General features: G+C 70.9%; 16 protein-coding genes. 12 read left to right on the forward strand and 4 right to left on the reverse strand.

Annotated elements, in window-relative coordinates; translation table 11 throughout:
• Positions 1-27 precede the first annotated feature (27 nt).
• From ribH to ABZZ74_RS31860, 6 genes are all read left to right on the forward strand, one after another.
• Positions 28-513 carry a 6,7-dimethyl-8-ribityllumazine synthase gene (gene ribH / locus ABZZ74_RS31835; RefSeq protein ID WP_016434183.1) on the forward strand — a complete coding sequence of 162 codons (486 nt, stop codon included), beginning with the start codon at positions 28-30 and terminating at the stop codon, positions 511-513.
• 33 nt (positions 514-546) lie between these two features.
• Positions 547-819, forward strand: coding sequence for a phosphoribosyl-ATP diphosphatase (locus tag ABZZ74_RS31840; protein WP_030946750.1), 273 nt, complete (start codon positions 547-549; stop codon positions 817-819).
• A gap of 47 nt (positions 820-866) precedes the next feature.
• The gene (gene hisG / locus ABZZ74_RS31845) at positions 867-1715 is read left to right on the forward strand and encodes an ATP phosphoribosyltransferase (RefSeq protein ID WP_356770811.1); all 849 of its coding nucleotides are present in this window, start codon (positions 867-869) and stop codon (positions 1713-1715) included.
• 24 nt (positions 1716-1739) lie between these two features.
• Positions 1740-2183, forward strand: a complete 444-nt coding sequence (locus tag ABZZ74_RS31850) for a PH domain-containing protein (RefSeq protein ID WP_356770813.1) — start codon at positions 1740-1742, stop codon at positions 2181-2183.
• A gap of 176 nt (positions 2184-2359) precedes the next feature.
• The gene (locus tag ABZZ74_RS31855; protein ID WP_356770815.1) at positions 2360-3685 is read left to right on the forward strand and encodes a hemolysin family protein; all 1326 of its coding nucleotides are present in this window, start codon (positions 2360-2362) and stop codon (positions 3683-3685) included.
• Positions 3682-4767 carry a hemolysin family protein gene (locus tag ABZZ74_RS31860; protein WP_356770817.1) on the forward strand — a complete coding sequence of 362 codons (1086 nt, stop codon included), beginning with the start codon at positions 3682-3684 and terminating at the stop codon, positions 4765-4767. Before ABZZ74_RS31855 ends, ABZZ74_RS31860 begins: the two co-directional genes overlap by 4 nt.
• A 23-nt stretch (positions 4768-4790) precedes the next feature.
• On the opposite strand, the gene ABZZ74_RS31865 is transcribed toward ABZZ74_RS31860, so the two are convergent.
• Both ABZZ74_RS31865 and ABZZ74_RS31870 read right to left on the reverse strand, forming a co-directional pair.
• Positions 4791-6653 (reverse strand): AAA family ATPase, encoded by a 1863-nt coding sequence (locus ABZZ74_RS31865; RefSeq protein ID WP_356770819.1) that lies wholly within the window; start codon positions 6651-6653, stop codon positions 4791-4793.
• Positions 6654-7082: 429 nt separating this feature from the next.
• Complete coding sequence (locus tag ABZZ74_RS31870) at positions 7083-7745, reverse strand: hypothetical protein (RefSeq protein WP_356770821.1); 663 nt, start codon at positions 7743-7745, stop codon at positions 7083-7085.
• A 206-nt stretch (positions 7746-7951) separates the two neighbouring features.
• Here ABZZ74_RS31870 and ABZZ74_RS31875 point away from each other — a divergent pair, with 206 nt between their 5' ends.
• From ABZZ74_RS31875 to ABZZ74_RS31885, 3 genes are all read left to right on the forward strand, one after another.
• Complete coding sequence (locus tag ABZZ74_RS31875) at positions 7952-9289, forward strand: peptidase C39 family protein (RefSeq protein WP_356770823.1); 1338 nt, start codon at positions 7952-7954, stop codon at positions 9287-9289.
• Between the two features lie 142 nt (positions 9290-9431).
• Complete coding sequence (locus ABZZ74_RS31880; protein ID WP_356770825.1) at positions 9432-9572, forward strand: SCO1431 family membrane protein; 141 nt, start codon at positions 9432-9434, stop codon at positions 9570-9572.
• Between the two features lie 72 nt (positions 9573-9644).
• Positions 9645-10304 (forward strand): helix-turn-helix domain-containing protein, encoded by a 660-nt coding sequence (locus ABZZ74_RS31885; RefSeq protein WP_356770827.1) that lies wholly within the window; start codon positions 9645-9647, stop codon positions 10302-10304.
• A 6-nt stretch (positions 10305-10310) separates the two neighbouring features.
• Here the strand turns inward: ABZZ74_RS31885 and ABZZ74_RS31890 are convergent, their stop codons facing one another.
• Complete coding sequence (locus ABZZ74_RS31890; protein ID WP_356770829.1) at positions 10311-11543, reverse strand: glycoside hydrolase family 18 protein; 1233 nt, start codon at positions 11541-11543, stop codon at positions 10311-10313.
• Positions 11544-11900: 357 nt separating this feature from the next.
• On the opposite strand from ABZZ74_RS31890, the gene ABZZ74_RS31895 reads away from it, so the two are divergent.
• The 3 genes from ABZZ74_RS31895 (at position 11901) to ABZZ74_RS31905 (ending at position 15620) form a co-directional block, all read left to right on the forward strand.
• Positions 11901-13073 (forward strand): acyl-CoA dehydrogenase family protein, encoded by a 1173-nt coding sequence (locus ABZZ74_RS31895; protein ID WP_356770831.1) that lies wholly within the window; start codon positions 11901-11903, stop codon positions 13071-13073.
• Positions 13074-13411: 338 nt separating this feature from the next.
• On the forward strand, positions 13412-14512 hold the full coding sequence (locus tag ABZZ74_RS31900) for a hypothetical protein (protein ID WP_356770833.1): 1101 nt from the start codon (positions 13412-13414) through the stop codon (positions 14510-14512).
• Between the two features lie 13 nt (positions 14513-14525).
• Entirely contained in the window at positions 14526-15620 is a 1095-nt protein-coding gene (locus tag ABZZ74_RS31905; protein ID WP_356770835.1) for a phosphotransferase family protein, read from the forward strand.
• Positions 15621-15630: 10 nt separating this feature from the next.
• On the opposite strand, the gene ABZZ74_RS31910 is transcribed toward ABZZ74_RS31905, so the two are convergent.
• Positions 15631-16068 (reverse strand): hypothetical protein, encoded by a 438-nt coding sequence (locus tag ABZZ74_RS31910; RefSeq protein WP_356770837.1) that lies wholly within the window; start codon positions 16066-16068, stop codon positions 15631-15633.
• Positions 16069-16096 lie beyond the last annotated feature (28 nt).

Consider the following 16096-nt stretch of genomic DNA (forward strand, 5'->3'; position numbering starts at 1 on the left):
CCCAGCACATCCAGGAGACGAGAGAACGTGAGCGGCAAGGGCGCACCGGAGCTGTCCGTACGCAATGTGGGTGACCTGCGGGTCGCCGTCATCGCGGCACAGTGGCACGAAAAGGTGATGGACGGCCTGGTGGACGGCGCGCTGCGCGCCCTGCGCGACCTCGGCATCGACGAGCCGACCCTGCTCAGGGTCCCCGGCAGCTGGGAGCTCCCGGTGGTCGCCAAGGTCCTCGCCGGCCGCGGCTACGACGCGATCGTCGCCCTGGGTGTCGTCATCCGCGGCGGCACCCCGCACTTCGACTATGTGTGCCAGGGCGTCACCCAGGGCCTGACCCAGGTCTCCGTCGACACCGGCGTCCCGGTCGGCTTCGGCCTGCTGACGTGCGACAACGAGGAGCAGGCGCTGGACCGGGCCGGTCTGCCGGGCTCCAACGAGGACAAGGGGCACGAGGCGGTGACGGCGGCGGTGGCGACCGCGGCCACCCTCCGCTCAGTATCTGAACCGTGGCACTGAGGTAACCGGCCGTGGCGTAGTCTGACGCTCACCATGTCCAACAAGACGTTCGAGGAGCTCTTCACCGAGCTCCAGCACAAGGCCGCCCACGGCGATCCCGCCACTTCCCGCACCGCAGAACTGGTCGGCAAGGGCGTGCATGCCATCGGCAAGAAGGTCGTCGAGGAAGCCGCCGAGGTCTGGATGGCCGCCGAGTACGAGGGCAAGGAGGCGGCCGCCGAGGAGATCTCGCAGCTGCTGTACCACGTCCAGGTGATGATGGTCGCCCGCGGGATCTCCCTGGACGACGTCTACGCCCACCTGTAAGCCCCGCCTCGTTCCCACACGAAACCCACGCGAAGGAAGCCGACCTCATGCTGCGCATCGCCGTCCCCAACAAGGGTTCCCTGTCAGGCCCTGCGGCGGAGATGCTGCATGAGGCCGGCTACCGGCAGCGCCGGGAGTCCAAGGAACTGCGCACCGTCGACCCGTCGAACGACGTCGAGTTCTTCTACCTCAGGCCCCGCGACATCGCGATCTACGTCTCCTCCGGTCAGCTGGACATCGGCATCACCGGCCGTGACCTGCTGATCGACTCCGGTGCCGAGGCCGAGGAGATCCTCCCGCTCGGCTTCGCCCGCTCCACCTTCCGCTTCGCCGCCAAGCCGGGGACGGCGGGCGGCGTCGAGGACCTCAAGGGCCGTACCGTCGCCACCTCCTACGAGGGCATCGTCGAGGGCCACCTCGCCGAGCACGGCGTCGACGCCTCCGTCGTCCACCTCGACGGCGCCGTCGAGACCGCCATCGAGCTGGGCGTCGCAGAGGTCATCGCCGACGTCGTCGAGACCGGCACCAGCCTGCGCAACGCGGGCCTGGAGGTCTTCGGCGAGCCGATCATGAAGTCCGAGGCCGTCGTCATCCGCCGTACCGGCGCGGACGGCGAGGAGCCCAAGGTGCAGCAGTTCCTGCGCCGGCTGCAGGGCGTCCTGGTGGCCCGGACGTACGTGATGATGGACTACGACTGCCGCGTCGAGCAGCTGGAGAAGGCCGTCGCCCTCACCCCGGGTCTGGAGTCGCCGACCATCTCGCCGCTGCACAACGAGGGCTGGGTCGCCGTGCGTGCCATGGTCCCGACCAAGGACGCCCAGCGGATCATGGACGATCTGTACGAGATCGGCGCCCGGGCCATCCTGACCACGGCCATCCACGCCTGCCGCCTCTGAGAGACCGTACGAGGACCGTACGAGATGTCTGATCTGCCCGCTCTCCCCGTCACCTTCCGGCCGGGCCGCACCCGGGCCGTCCTGCTCACCGGCGGCGTCGCGATCTTCGTGGTGATCACGACCGTCGCCATGCTCCTGGAGCAGCTCGGCCCCGGTGAACGGCTCAGCTTCATCCTCACCGGCGCGCTCCTCTTCGGTGTCCTGGCCATGCTCGCCCGGGTGAAGGTCGTCGCGGAGGAGTCCGGTGTCACCGTCGTGAACATCGTCAGCAGGCGGCACCTGGAGTGGACCGAGATCCTCCATGTGAACCTGCGTCCCGGCGACCCCTGGGTCTTCCTCAACCTCAGCGACGGCACCAGCCTGCCCGCGCTCGGCATCCAGCCCGGTATCGCCAAGGACCGTGCCATCGCCGACGCGCGTACGCTGCGCGCGCTCGCCGAGGCCCGCTCGACGAGGGATCTGCCGTAGAGGCCCCTGTCTTGATTAATCTGTTGGCGGAGGCGTTTTCTCGCGCCTCCGCCGCCGACGTGCCCCACGGCCCTCAGCGGCCCCCTGCTACCCGAGGAGTGACTCCCTCCAGCGATGGACGGATCGTCCTGTAGTACCTGCGCCGCCCCCTCCCGACATTCCGAGGCGGCGGCATCATGACCACCCCCCTGCTGCTCCTCGGAGCGGCCGTCCTGCTGATTCTCGCCAACGGCTTCTTCGTGGCCGCCGAGTTCGGGCTGGTCACGGTCGAGGCGACGGACGCCGAGAAGGCCGCCGCCGAGGGCGACAAACGCGCCCGCAGGGTCGCCGAGTCGCTGAAGGAGCTGTCCTTCCAGCTGTCCGGCACCCAGCTCGGCATCACCATCACCTCCCTGGTCGTCGGCATGCTCGCCGAACCGGCCCTCGCCGCACTGCTGCGCGGCCCCTTCACGGCCGTCGGCATCCCGGAGGGTGCCGTCTCCGGCATCGCGGTCGTCGTCGGCATGCTGCTGGCCTCCGCCGTGCAGATGGTGATCGGCGAGCTCGTGCCCAAGAACTGGGCGGTCTCCAAGCCCATGCAGGTCGCCCGCTTCGTGGCCGGCCCGCAGCACGTCTTCGCACGTCTGTTCCGCCCGGTCATCGCCGCGCTGAACACCGTCGCCAACCGCCTCGTCCGCGCCCTGGGCGTCGAGCCCGCCGAGGAACTGGCCTCCGCCCGCACACCGGGCGAGCTGGTCTCCCTGGCCCGGCACTCCGCGCAGGCCGGCGCCCTGGAACAGGACACCGCGGACCTCTTCGTGCGGACCCTGTCGCTCGCCGAGCTGACCGCGCAGCACGTGATGACCCCACGGGTGAAGGTGAGCGCGCTGCAGTCCTCGGCCACCGCCGAGGACGTGGTCAACCTGACCCGCGCCACCGGCCTGTCCCGGTTCCCCGTCTACAAGGAGAAGATCGACGAGGTCGTCGGCATGGTCCACCTCAAGGACGCGCTGGCCGTCCCCGTGCACGACCGGCTGCGCACCCCCGTCGGCCGTATCGCCCGCCCGGCCCTGCTGGTCCCCGAGACCCTGCCGGTGCAGCCCCTGCTGGCGCAGCTGCGCAGCGAGCAGCCCATCGCGGTCGTCGTCGACGAGTACGGCGGCACGGCCGGGGTGGTGACCCTTGAGGACATCGTCGAGGAGATCGTCGGCGAGGTCCGCGACGAGCACGACGGGCAGGACGTGCCCGAGCTCGCCGCCGCCCCGCCGGAGGACGGCAGGCCCGCATGGGACGCCGACGGCAGCTGCCGGGTCGACATCCTGCAGCGCATAGGCCTGGACGTGCCCGAGGGGCCGTACGAGACGGTCGCCGGCCTCGTCGCCGATCTGCTCGGCCGGATCCCGGCCGCCGGTGACAAGGCCGAACTGCCCGGCTGGCGGCTGACCGTGCGCCGGGTGGGCCACTACCGGGCCGAGCGTGTCCGGCTGGTCAGGACCGGGCCGGTCGTGGAGGTCGCCCGATGAGCGTGCTGCAACTCCTCTTCGCCGCCCTGCTGGTGCTCGCCAACGGCTTCTTCGTCGGCGCCGAGTTCGCCCTGGTCTCCGTCCGCCGCAGCCAGATCGAACCCCTCGGCACGGCACGGGCCCGCCAGGTGCTCTACGGCCTCGAACGCCTGCCCCAGATGATGGCGGCGGCCCAGTTCGGCATCACCGTCTGCTCGCTGACCCTGGGCGCGGTGGCCGAACCGACGGTCGCGCATCTGCTGGAGCCGGTCTTCGAGTGGATCCACCTTCCCGACGGCATGATCCACCCACTGGGTTACGTCATCGCGCTGGCCGCGGTCGTCTTCTTCCACCTCGTCATCGGCGAGATGGTCCCGAAGAACCTGGCGATGGCCGCGCCCGAGAAGGCCGCGCTGTGGCTCAGCCCCGGGCTGGTCTACTTCGCCCGGGTCTGCAAGCCGATCACCGTGACCCTCGGCGCCTGCGCCCGGGGCATCCTGCGGCTCTTCCGGGTCGAACCGAAGGACGAGGTCGAGGCGGTCTTCACCAGCGAACAGCTCAACCGCCTGGTGGAGGACTCCGGTCAGGCGGGGCTGCTGGACCCCGAGGAGCAGGAACGCCTGGAGGACGCCCTGGAGCTGGGCTCCCGCCCGGTGACGGACGTGCTGCTGGGGCGCGAGTCGCTGATCACGGTCAGCCCCTCGGTCACTCCCGGCGAGATCGTCCGGCTCACCGCCCGCACCGGCTACTCCCGCTTCCCGGTCGCCGCGGACAAGGGCGCCTTCATGGGTTACCTGCACGTGAAGGACGTACTCGACCTGGAGGACTCCGAACGGGCGGTGCCGCAGCAGCTGTGGCGTCCGATGACGACCCTCCGCGCCGACCTGCCCCTGGACGACGCCCTCACGGTCATGCGCCGAGCGGCGACCCACCTCGCCCAGGTGGCGGACGGCTCGGGCAAGGTGCTGGGGCTGGTCGCCCTGGAGGACGTACTGGAACTGCTGGTGGGCGAGGTCACGGACCCGGCGCACCGGGACACACCGGAGGTCCGGGTGACGGAGCCGCGGGGGAGCGGGGAGCCGGAGGAGGCGCTGGCGACCTGATCGGTGCGGGGGCCAGTGGTATGTCACATGGCACTGGGATCCTGCGGCCCCCGCCCCGACAGCACCTCCCCGTACGCCTGCATCAAGTCAGGCAAGCGCAACGTCGACAAGTCGTCCCGTGACAGCATCCCCGGGTACGTCGACAGCCGCAGATCCCGGTACGCGCAGCTCTTCTCGTACAGGGTCCGCAGGAAGCGTCCGTTGCCCAGTTCGTCGATCCAGCCCTGGTCCACCACGTGCCCGGCGATCGAGCGCAGCTCGTCCAGGGCCTCCTCGTCCCACACGTCGCCGTTCTCCGCGGCCAGCACCTCGCCGATCGAGGTGAGTTCCAGCGGCCGGTAGGACGGGAAGTCGACGCGGGTCGTGAAGCGGGAGGACAGACCGGGGTTGGCGGCGAGCAGCCGGTCCATGCCCTCGGGGTACCCGGCCAGGATCACCACCAGGTGGTCCCGGTTGTCCTCGGCCCGCTTCAGCAGCACCTGCAGCGCCTCGTCGCCGTAGGCGTCCCCCTTGCCGTAACCGGAGTTGGAGAGCGAGTAGGCCTCGTCCACGAAGAGCACCCCGCCGATCGCGGAGTCGATCAGCTCGTTGGCCTTCACGGCCGTCTGGCCCAGGTACTCGCCCACCAGGTCGGCTCGTTGGGCCTCGACCAGGTGGTCGCCGCCGAGCAGGCCGAGGGCGTAGAAGACACGGCCCAGGATGCGGGCGACCGTCGTCTTGCCGGTGCCGGAGGGGCCGGAGAAGACGAAGTGCCGTTTGGGCGGCTGGACCGGCAGCCCTTGCCCCGCCCGCAGCCGTGCCATGTTCAGCTGCGCGGACAGCGCCTTGACCTGTCGCTTCACGGGCTCCAGGCCGACCATGCGCTCCAGCTCGGCGAGCGCCTCCTCGAGCAACGCCGGGTCGGTCGGCCCGGCCGGCAGCGGCGAGCCGGCGACGCCCTTCTCACGTACCGTCGGATCGATCACCGACGGCACGGGGCCGACGGGCGGGAGGTCGGGTTCGGGAAGCCGTAGGTCCCGTACCTCGGTGCCGAAGAGCGGGTCGAGGGCGTCGGGACCCTCCAGGACGTCCTGCGCGCCGGAGAGCGTGATCGCGGCGAGGTCGGCGGAGTCGTCGTCGTACCCGTCCCCCTCGGCGATCGCCGCGAGCCGGGCCGAGGTGTCCATGAAAGCGGGGTCGACGCGGTGCACGGCCCGGTACAGGGGCAGCGCGGCGGCCGAACGGCCCGTGCCCTCATGGGCCCGCGCCAGCCAGTACCGCAGCTCCTTGCGCTGCGGCTGCTCGCTGCGGCAGCGCATCAGCGCCGCCGCGAGCAGCGGCTCGGCCTGGCCGTACATCTCCAGACGGACCCGGGCCATCCCGCCGAACAGGCCCGCCTCGATCCCGAGCAGCGGGTCGTCGATCAGGGGGTCGGTGTGGCGGACGAGCTGCTCCCAGTCCTTGACCAGGTAGGCCCGGCAGGCGTGCAGGAAGCGGACCTGGTGGTCGGTGTCGATGGGCGGCAGACCGGCCAGCGCCCGGTCCAGCTCGGGCACATGACGGCCGTCCAGCCAGTGCGAGGCGTGCGCGAGCAGCAGGTCGCGCGGGCTCTCCAGCACCGGCTGCACCCACCAGCCCAGCCAGTACCAGGAGTTGAGGGAGCGGCGGTGCCGGGCGCGCTGCTCGCCGAAGCGGTCCCGGTGCCGGAACATCCGCAGCAGCGCGGTCGTCGTGTCGACGCGCAGCGCGTGCAGTCCGAGCCAGCCGTCGGCCATCCCGGGATCCATCCGCACCGCGGTCCGGAACTCCTCCTCCGCCTGCGGATACGCGCCCATGGTGTAGGCGTCCACGCCTCGCAGCCAGGCGAGGTCGGCCGGGGCCTCGGGGCCCTGCGTGCCGAAGTCCATCACGTCCCCCACAAACCGTGCCCCCGTCGGTTGACCGCCGGGTGGTCACCCGTCGGCCGCCTTGATCGAACCGCCGTACCGCTGACCGGAGTTGCGGTGCGCGCACAGCCGCTCGTAGGTCGCACCGAGGGCATGGTACCTGCGCCGGTGTCGCCCGCCGAAGGGTGCCGCACAGGACGTTTGACGAGGTGGGAGCAGATGAGCCGGGGAGCGGACGGTGACAGAGGGTGAGGGAAACGCACCACAGAGCGTCCGGAAAGGTGGGGGAGGGCAGAACGAAGCCCCCGATCACGGGGGAACAACCGGGGGCTTCGCGACAGTGGGCGGCTTCGTATGGCCGCACATTGAGAACGTAAGACCTGTACGGCCCCTCGGTCAAGCCGAGTTGAGGCACTCCGGGAAGTTCCCCGGCGGCTCGCCTTCACAAGTTCAGCACATTGCGGATGGTCCGTCACCCTGGGTGAGCGCCTGGTCCGGTCCAACTCTCTTCCCGGGCCCCGGGAGTACCTCGTATCCCTTCTCGCACTGCTGTACCAGGGAGTTGGCGAACGGCCGGGAGGGATCCTCGGCGAAGTGCTGTCGTTCCGCGCGGACCCATCCGTCCCAGAACTCCCGCTGTTCCTCGCCGTCCCGCTGCCGTCCCCGCGTCCACGCCTCCTCGTGCGGCAACTCCATCCACAGCAGATGCGCGAGATGGGGGCGGAGCGCGCGGCGGCCGGCGCCGACTCCTTCGACCAGCACCACGGGGGCGGTCGGCAGCGGGTGCGGTGGGCCGAAGCGGCGGGCGCGCCAGTCGTAGGGGGTGTAGTGGGCGGTCTCGCCGCGACGGAACGGTTCGATCACCTGGGTCAGCAGGCGCCCGGTCCAGCCGAACAACTCGTCGTGGCTGGCCATGTTGTCGAGGTGCAGCACCGGTGCGTCACCGAGGGCCCGGGCCAACTGGCCGGCGAAGGTCGACTTCCCGGAGCCCGCGTGTCCGTCGACCCCGACCAGGCGGACCGGACCGCAGGACGGGGGGAGACGGCGGAGCCGGGAGGCGAGGGAGTGGATGGTCGTTCCTTGGCTGCACGGAGGCGGGCGGGTTTCGGCCACAGTTTAGCCGGGGGCGGGATCGGGGCGGCGGAGCGTCGCAGGTCATGCCAGTGGTCCAGGCCAATATTGGTGGGCGCGCCGCGGGCCGAAGTGCTGGCCGTGGACCTCCTCGGCGGCCATAGTTGGCCCACGGCGGCGCCACAAGCCCGCGCCGCACGCGCGCATCGGACCCGTCCCGACTCGGACACCTGGGGGTCGTCCCACCCATGAGCAGAGCCGAACAGCCGTCCCGCAGAACCCTCCTGGCCGCCACGGTCGCCGCCGCGGTGGTGGGCCCCTCGCTCTCGGTCGGCGTGGCCCATGCCGACCCGGCCCGCCCCGTCGACTACCACGCCTGGACCTCGTACCGCGACTGGCGCACCGGTGCCGCCCTGGGCACCCGCGCCGTCGCCGGCACCCGCCCCGGCATCGTGATCGCCGACCCGGCCGGCACCACCGAGTACACGGACCCGCACACCGGTACGACAGCGAGCTGGGAGTACGCGACCTGGACGTCCCCCGACCACACGCTCCGCGTCCCCGCCACCGAGGTGGTCGCCTCCTGGAACGCGCACACCCCGGCGGGCACCTGGCTCCAGGTCGAGCTGCACGGCAGGTACTCCGACGGCACGGAGACGCCGTGGTACGTGATGGGCCGCTGGGCCGCGGGCGACCAGGACATCAAGCGGACCTCGGTGGACGGGCAGACCGACGGCAAGAGCACGATCTGGACCGACACCTTCGCCGTCGACGACGCGACCAGCGGCCTGCGCCTGGTCTCCTACCGGCTGCGCCTCACCCTCCACCGCAGGCCCGGCACCCGGCTCACCCCCACCGTCTGGCGGCTCGGCGCGATGGGCTCCGACGTCCCGGACCGCTTCACCGTCCCGGCCTCCACGCCGGGCCTGGCCAGGGAACTGACCGTCCCGCGCTACTCGCAGGAGATCCACAAGGGCCAGTACCCGGAGTACGACAACGGCGGCGAGGCCTGGTGCAGCCCCACCTCCTCGCAGATGATCATCGAGTACTGGGGCGGCCGGCTCACCCCCGGGCAACTCGCCTGGGTGGACCCGAGCTACGGCGACCCGCAGGTCGACCACGCGGCCCGCTTCACCTACGACTACCAGTACGAGGGCTGCGGCAACTGGCCGTTCAACGCCGCCTACGCCGCCACCTACGAGAACCTGCAGGGCGTGGTCACCCGGCTCGGCTCGCTCACCGACGTGGAGACGCTGATCGCGGCCGGTATCCCGGCCATAACGTCCCAGTCCTTCCTCAAGGAGGAACTCACCGGGGCGGGTTACGGCACCTCGGGCCATCTGATGACCGTCATCGGGTTCACTGCGGACGGCGACGTGATCGCCAACGACCCCGCCTCGCCGAGCGACGAGGCGGTGCGGCGGGTGTACCGGCGGCGCGAGTTCGAGAACATCTGGCTGCGCACCAAGCGGTACAACGCCTCCGGCAAGGTCGTCTCCGGCAGCGGCGGTGTCTGCTACCTGTACTTCCCCGCGTGTCCCAGTGCCCGGCAGCGCAAGGCGCTCGCGGCGGTCGGCGTGCGCTGAGCGGTCGGTCCCTGCGTGAAGGCCCCGGGTCGACCGGGGCCTTTGTGCTGTGACCAACGTCTCCGTCGCAAAAGCCGCTGCTGGTGGCAAGGTGGACACAACGACGGGGGAGTCCACCACACGCCGAGCACAGCGAGACACCATGACAGTACACTCAGTCACCGCCGCCCGCACGCGCACCGGCGGCCCCCGGGACGACGGCCCGAAGATCCTCGAGCACGTCATGGGCTGGACTCTGGCGGTGGTCGTCGCGATGCTCGTCGCCCAGTTCGGTCTGCTCTGACTCGAACTAACGGGCGTTGTCGTTCTGACATACTGCGGATGTCCCGCCCCCCGCCCGAGACCAGGGTCCGAATTGAAGATCAGCGAACAGAGCGGTGCCGCCCGTCCACGGGCGCGCGGCACCGAGCGCTCACTGGCGCGCCGCGCCGAACTCATCGCCATCGGGCGGAAGTTGTTCGCCGACACGTCCTACGACGCACTCTCCATGGACGACATCGCCAAGCAGGCGCACGTCGCCAAGGGGCTGATCTACTACTACTTCCAGTCCAAGCGCGGCTACTACCTGGCGATCATCCACGACTCGGTCGCCGACCTGATCAACTTCGCGAGCGGCGAGGTGGACCGGGGACAGCTGGACCGGGTCCACCGCACCATGGAGGCGTATCTCCGCTGGGCCGAGCACAACCAGGCCGCCTACCGCACGATCGTCAGCGGCGGCGTCGGCTTCGACGCCGAGGTGCAGGCCATCCGGGACGGAGTGCGCGAGGCGATCGTCGCGACCGTCGCCGACGGGGCGTACGGCCGGACCGACATCGCGCCGCTGGCCCGGATGGGCCTGTTCGCCTGGGTGTGCAGCGTGGAGGGCGCGACCCTCGACTGGATCGACCGCCCCGCCCTGACCCGGGACCAGATGCGCGAACTACTGGTCAAGACCCTCGGCGGTGCGATGCGCGCCATCGAGGAACTCGACCCCGCGTACCCGGCCCCGGCCCCGGCCCGCCGGGACGACTGAGCGAGGTCAGCCGATGGCCTTGATCAACTCGCCGTTCGAGGTGTCGCCGCTCAGCTCCCAGAAGAAGGTGCCGCCCAGGCCCTGTTGGTTCTTGTAGGTCATCTTCGTCGCGATGGTCGAGGGCGTGTCGTAACTCCACCAGTTGTTGCCGCACTTGGCGTACGCGGTGCCGCCGACCGTCCCGGTCGCCGGGCACTTGGACTTGAGCACCTTGTAGTCGTCGATGCCCTGCTCGTACGTCCCCGCCGCGGCCCCGGTCGCCGTGCCGCCGGGCGCCGACTGCGTCACGCCGGTCCAGCCGCGGCCGTAGAAGCCGATGCCCAGCAGCAGCTTCGAGGCCGGGATGCCGAGGCCCTTGAGCTTGGCGATGGTCGCCGAGGTGTGGAAGTCGGCCTTCGGGATGCCGGAGTAGGAGTTCAGCGGTGAATGCGGGGCCGTCGGACCGGCCGCGTCCCAGGCGCCGAAGTAGTCGTACGTCATCGGGTTGTACCAGTTCACGTACTGGGCCGCGCCCGCGTAGTCCGCCGCGTCGATCTTGCCGCCGCCGGTGGCGTCCGCGGTGATCGCCGCGGTGACCAGCGCACCGCTGCCGAACTTCGAACGCAGTGCCGCCATCAGGTTCTTGAAGGCCTCCCGGCCGCTGGTGTCGCAGGTGTTTCCGCAGGCGTTCGGGTACTCCCAGTCGATGTCGATGCCGTCGAACAGGCCCGACCACTTGGAGTTCTTCACCAGGTCGTAGCAGGACTGGGCGAAGGCGGCTGGGTTCCTCGCGGCCTCGCCGAAGCCGCTGGACCAGGTCCAGCCGCCGAAGGACCAGAGGATCTTCAGCCCCGGGTGCTTCTTCTTCAACTTCAGCAACTGGTTGAAGTTGCCACGCAGGGGCTGGTCCCAGGTGTCGGCGACGCCGTCCACCGACTCGGCGGCCGTGTAGGCGCGGTCGGTCGCCGCGTAGGAGTCGCCCATGGCGCACTTGCCGCCGGTGACGTTGCCGAAGGCGTAGTTGATGTGGGTCAGCCTCGCCGCCGATCCGGACGTCTCGACGTTCTTGACGTAGTACTTGCGGTCGTAGGTGCCCCATTCGGTGAAGTAGCCGACGACCTTGGAGCCGGCCGCTTCCTGGGTGGACGGCTTCGCGGAGGCCGTGCCCGCGCCGGCCAGCAGACCGGCGCCGAGGACGGCGCAACACGCGGCGGAGACCAGCGCCCGGAAGGAGGCGCGGGGGCGGTGCGGAAGGTGCATCGGGTGTCTCCTCGTGGGGGAGAGGGAACGCGCGCCGATTGGCATGAACGCGGTAAAGCGTTGGTCATGAACCTTAGGAGGACTAGACCAGTCGGTCAATGGTGCGGACCAATGCGAGGCGGTTCGCCGGGACTGGACGGCGCTTCGGGGTGGCGCGGGATATTCTTGAAGTAAGCGGTCGTTAACTGGTGACGGGATGTCTCCGATCGGGCATACTCACAGCGCACAGCCGCTGGTCAGCAGCTTCCGAGACCCGGAGGCGCGAGCACCGGCAGGCCGCGAGCAGGACCCGGCGGAGCCGCCCCCACCCAGGGCGCACGCCGCCGATGTGCCCGAAACAGGGAGGAGAGCGTCGCCATGCCCGACCGCGCCCCGCAGCCGGTGGACCGTCAACTGCCCACGGACGAGGCCCGGGATCTGATCTCGCTCGTCCGGGACATCGCCCAGCGCGAGATCGCGCCGAAGGCGGCCGACGAGGAGGACGCCGGACGCTTCCCCCGCGACGTCTTCACCCTGCTGTCGAAGTCCGGACTGCTCGGACTGCCGTACGACTCCGAGCACGGCGGTGGCGACCAGCCGTACGAGGTCTACCTCCAGGTCCTGGAAGAGCTGGCAGCGGCCCGTCTCACCGTCGGCCTCGGCGTCAGCGTGCACACGCTCGCCTCCTACGCCCTCGCGGCCTACGGCACCAAGCAGCAGCAGGTCGAGCACCTGCCCGCGATGCTCGGCGGCGGCCTGCTGGGTGCCTACTGCCTGTCCGAGCCGTCGTCCGGCTCCGACGCCGCCTCCCTGCGCACGAGGGCGGTGCGCGACGGCGACCACTGGGTGATCGACGGGACCAAGGCCTGGATCACCCACGGCGGCATCGCCGACTTCTACACCGTCATGGCCCGCACCGGCGAGGACGGCCCGCGCGGGATCACCGCCTTCCTGGTGCCCGGCGACGCCGAGGGGCTCAGCGGCGCGGTGCCCGAGAAGAAGATGGGCCTCAAGGGCTCGCCCACCGCCCAGGTCCACTTCGACGGGGTGCGGGTCTCCGACGAGCGGCGCATCGGCGAGGAGGGGCAGGGCTTCGCGATCGCCCTGGCCTCCCTCGACTCCGGCCGGCTAGGCATCGCGGCCTGCGCCATCGGACTCGCCCAGGCGGCGCTCGACGAGGCGGTCGCCTATGCCACCGGACGGCAGCAGTTCGGGCGGCCCATCGCCGACTTCCAGGGGCTGCGGTTCATGCTCGCCGACATGGCCACCCAGATCGAGGCGGGCCGTGCCCTGTACCTGTCGGCGGCGCGGCTGCGCGACGCGGGCCGGCCATTCGCCAAGCAGGCGGCCATGGCCAAGCTGCACTGCACCGACACCGCGATGAAGGTCACCACCGACGCCGTCCAGGTCCTCGGCGGATACGGCTACACCGCGGACTTCCCGGTCGAGCGCCATATGCGCGAGGCCAAGGTGCTGCAGATCGTCGAGGGCACCAACCAGATCCAGCGCATGGTCATCGCCCGTCACCTTGCGGGCCCGGAGACCCGCTGAACTGCCCCGGCAGCACCTGCGGGGCCGCCAGCCTGACCCACTCCGGGTCATGGCGGCCCGGCAAGGTGCGGCCCCGGTCGGCCCAGGTGCGCATCAGATCACGGTAGATCGGCGGGTCCGGGACGGGCGGCGCCGGGGGAACCGTTCCTGCCGGCGGCGGGACGAAGATGCGGCGCTGACGCCCGGTCGCTGAATAGGTGGGGGTCATACCAGGGCAACGCGGCAAGGGACGGACAGGTCACCGATCCGTCGAATCGAGCGTGAGTTCGCGACCCGTCTCTGGTCACCGGCCGCTGTCTGACGTACCGTCAGCCACGCCGTCTCCAGGGAGGTTTGGCATGGCCGACGACCGTCCCGTGCCGCTCGACGAGTACCCCGTGCACCAGGTCCCCCTGTCCATGCGGCACGTGGCCACCGGGGACCGCAACGCCTACGACCGCTGCATCTTCCACGTCCTGGACCACGAGGGCCGTGCCCTGCTCATCGCCGGCCTCGGCGTCTACCCGAACGTCGGCGTGATCGACGCCTACGCGACCCTGCGGGTGGGGGACACGGTCCACGCGGTACGGGCGTCCGATGCGCTCGACGAGGACCGGATGCGGCTCGCCGTCGGACCGCTGCGCATCGAGGTCGGGCAACCGCTGCGCAGGCTCCGGCTGTTCAGCGACGACGAGGCGTTGTCGTACGACCTCACCTGGACCGCCGACTTTCCTGCCCTGTGGGAGCCCCACCACGTCCAGCGCCGCGGCGACCGGCTCACCCTCGAAGGGCGCCGGTTCGTGCAGGCGGGGAGCGTGGAGGGGGTGATCCGGGCGGCCGGCGAGGAGCTCCGGGTCAGCGCCGCCCGCTGGACCGGCACCCGGGACCGCAGTTGGGGAGTGCGGCCCATACCGGGGGAGGAGGGCGGCCGGTTCGCCGAGGAGCGGCCGACCGAGGGGTTCCACTGGCTGTGGTGTCCGGTCCGCTTCGAGGACCGGTTCCTGATGGTGATCGTCCAGGAGGACGCCGACGGCTACCGCTCCCTCAACGACGCCACCCTCGTCCGCCCCGGCCACCGCGACCGCCAACTCGGCTGGCCCCAGCCCGAGATCACCTACCGCTCCGGCACCCGCCACCCCGAGCGCGCCGTCGTCCACCTCGGCGACCTCCGCAAGCCGCAGGAACTGGAGGCCGAGATCCTCACCTCGTCCCCGCTCGCGATCGGCGCCGGCTATCCGCCCGCCGACGACTGGCAGCACGGCACCTGGCAGGGCCGGGGCTGGACCGACCGGCGTGCGTACGACCTGACACAGCCCCACCCTCTCGCCGCGTACGGCGTCACCGACCACGCGGCGCGCTTCCGGCTCGACGGGCAGGTCGGCTACGGCATCTTCGAGCACGGCTCGTTCGGGCGGCACGACCCGAGCGGCTTCACGGACTTCACCTCGGTCGCACCGTAAGGGGGTTCACGACATGGCCACGGCACCCCGCCCCCGCACCACCACCCGGGACCCGGAGGAGCTCGCCCGTCGCCTCACCGTCTGGCTGGGCACTCGGCTGCCCGGCGCCAAGGCGGTCGGCGTCAGCGTCCCCGAGTCCAACGGACTGTCCAGCGAGACCCTGCTCTTCGACATCGAGCACCCCCGGCCGCCGGTTGTCTCCTGCGCGTTGAGGCTGGCGGCGGACCCGGCGGCGTACACCGTCTTCCCGGTGTACGACATGCCGCGCCAGTACCGCACGATGCGTGTCGCGGCCGAGCACACCGACCTGCCCGTGCCGAAGGTGCTGTGGCTGGAGGAGGACCCGGAGCCGCTCGGGGCGCCGTTCTTCGTGATGGAGCGCGTCGCGGGGCGCGTGCCGCCGGACGTGATGCCGTACACCTACCAGGGCAACTGGCTGCACGCGGCGAGCGACGCCGAGCGCGAGCGGCTGGAGGCGGCCTCGATCGGACTCCTGGCCCGGCTGCACGACCAAGTGCCGCTGGCGGCAGCCGAGTTCCTCACCCTGCCCGGCGACGGCGACGCGCTGCGCCGCCATGTCACCGCCCAACGCGCCTACTACGACTGGGTGGTGGACGGACACGCGCGCTCACCGCTCATCGAGGCCGCGTTCGACCGCCTCGAGGACCTCTGGCCCGACGATCCGGGCACGCCGGTCCTCAACTGGGGCGACGCGCGCATCGGGAACGTCGTCTACGACGGCTTCGAGCCCGTCGCCGTCCTCGACTGGGAGATGGCGGCCCTGGCCCCGCGCGAGGTCGACCTCGGCTGGACCGTCTACCTGCACCGCTTCTTCCAGGACCTGACGGTCGCCTTCGGCCAGCGCGGCCTGCCGGACTTCCTGCGCCGCGACCGCGTCGAGGCCCGCTACGCCGAACTCACCGGTCACACACCGCGCGACATGGACTTCCACACCCTGTACGCGGCGCTGCGGCACGCCATCGTGATGCTGCGCATCGCCTACCGGCAGGTGCACTTCGGCGAGGTGGCCGTCCCGGCGGACCCGGACACACTGATCCTGCACCACGGCAGCCTGCGAGCCATGGTGCAGGGCAGCTACTGGGACTGAGCGAGGCGGTTCAGGCGGCCTGACGGCGCATCACCGGCACACGCATCGGGCGCGAGCCCGGGCCGCCGACGTGCGAGAACGGCTGCGTCCGCCAGTCGAGCCCCTGAGGGAGCGTCAACAGAAGGGCGGTGTCCTGCTCCTGGGCCTGTGCGGACTCGTCCGCGGAGCGGGCCTCGGCGGCCCTGCGGCCCGTACCGGCACAGACCGTCAGGCCGAACGGGTTCCACGGTGAGGCGCACAGCGCGTGCTCCGGCAGGACCTCCTCGTCGGCGAGCAGGGCGATGGGCTGCGCGCAGTCCGGGCAGACCACCCGGAACATCTCGAAGGTGTCGTACGCGTCGAGTTCCTCGTCGTCGTAGGCGTCGGGTTCGACGCCCTCCGGCTCGGGCTCGACGACCGAGTGGAGCCGCTTGGGCGCGGTGCGACCAGGGCGCTTGAGACTCTGCATGGATAACTCCCCCTTGGGCTGGGGCCGT

It is taken from the genome of Streptomyces sp. NPDC006476 (assembly GCF_040612015.1).
GTDB classification, from domain to species: domain Bacteria; phylum Actinomycetota; class Actinomycetes; order Streptomycetales; family Streptomycetaceae; genus Streptomyces; species Streptomyces griseorubiginosus_B.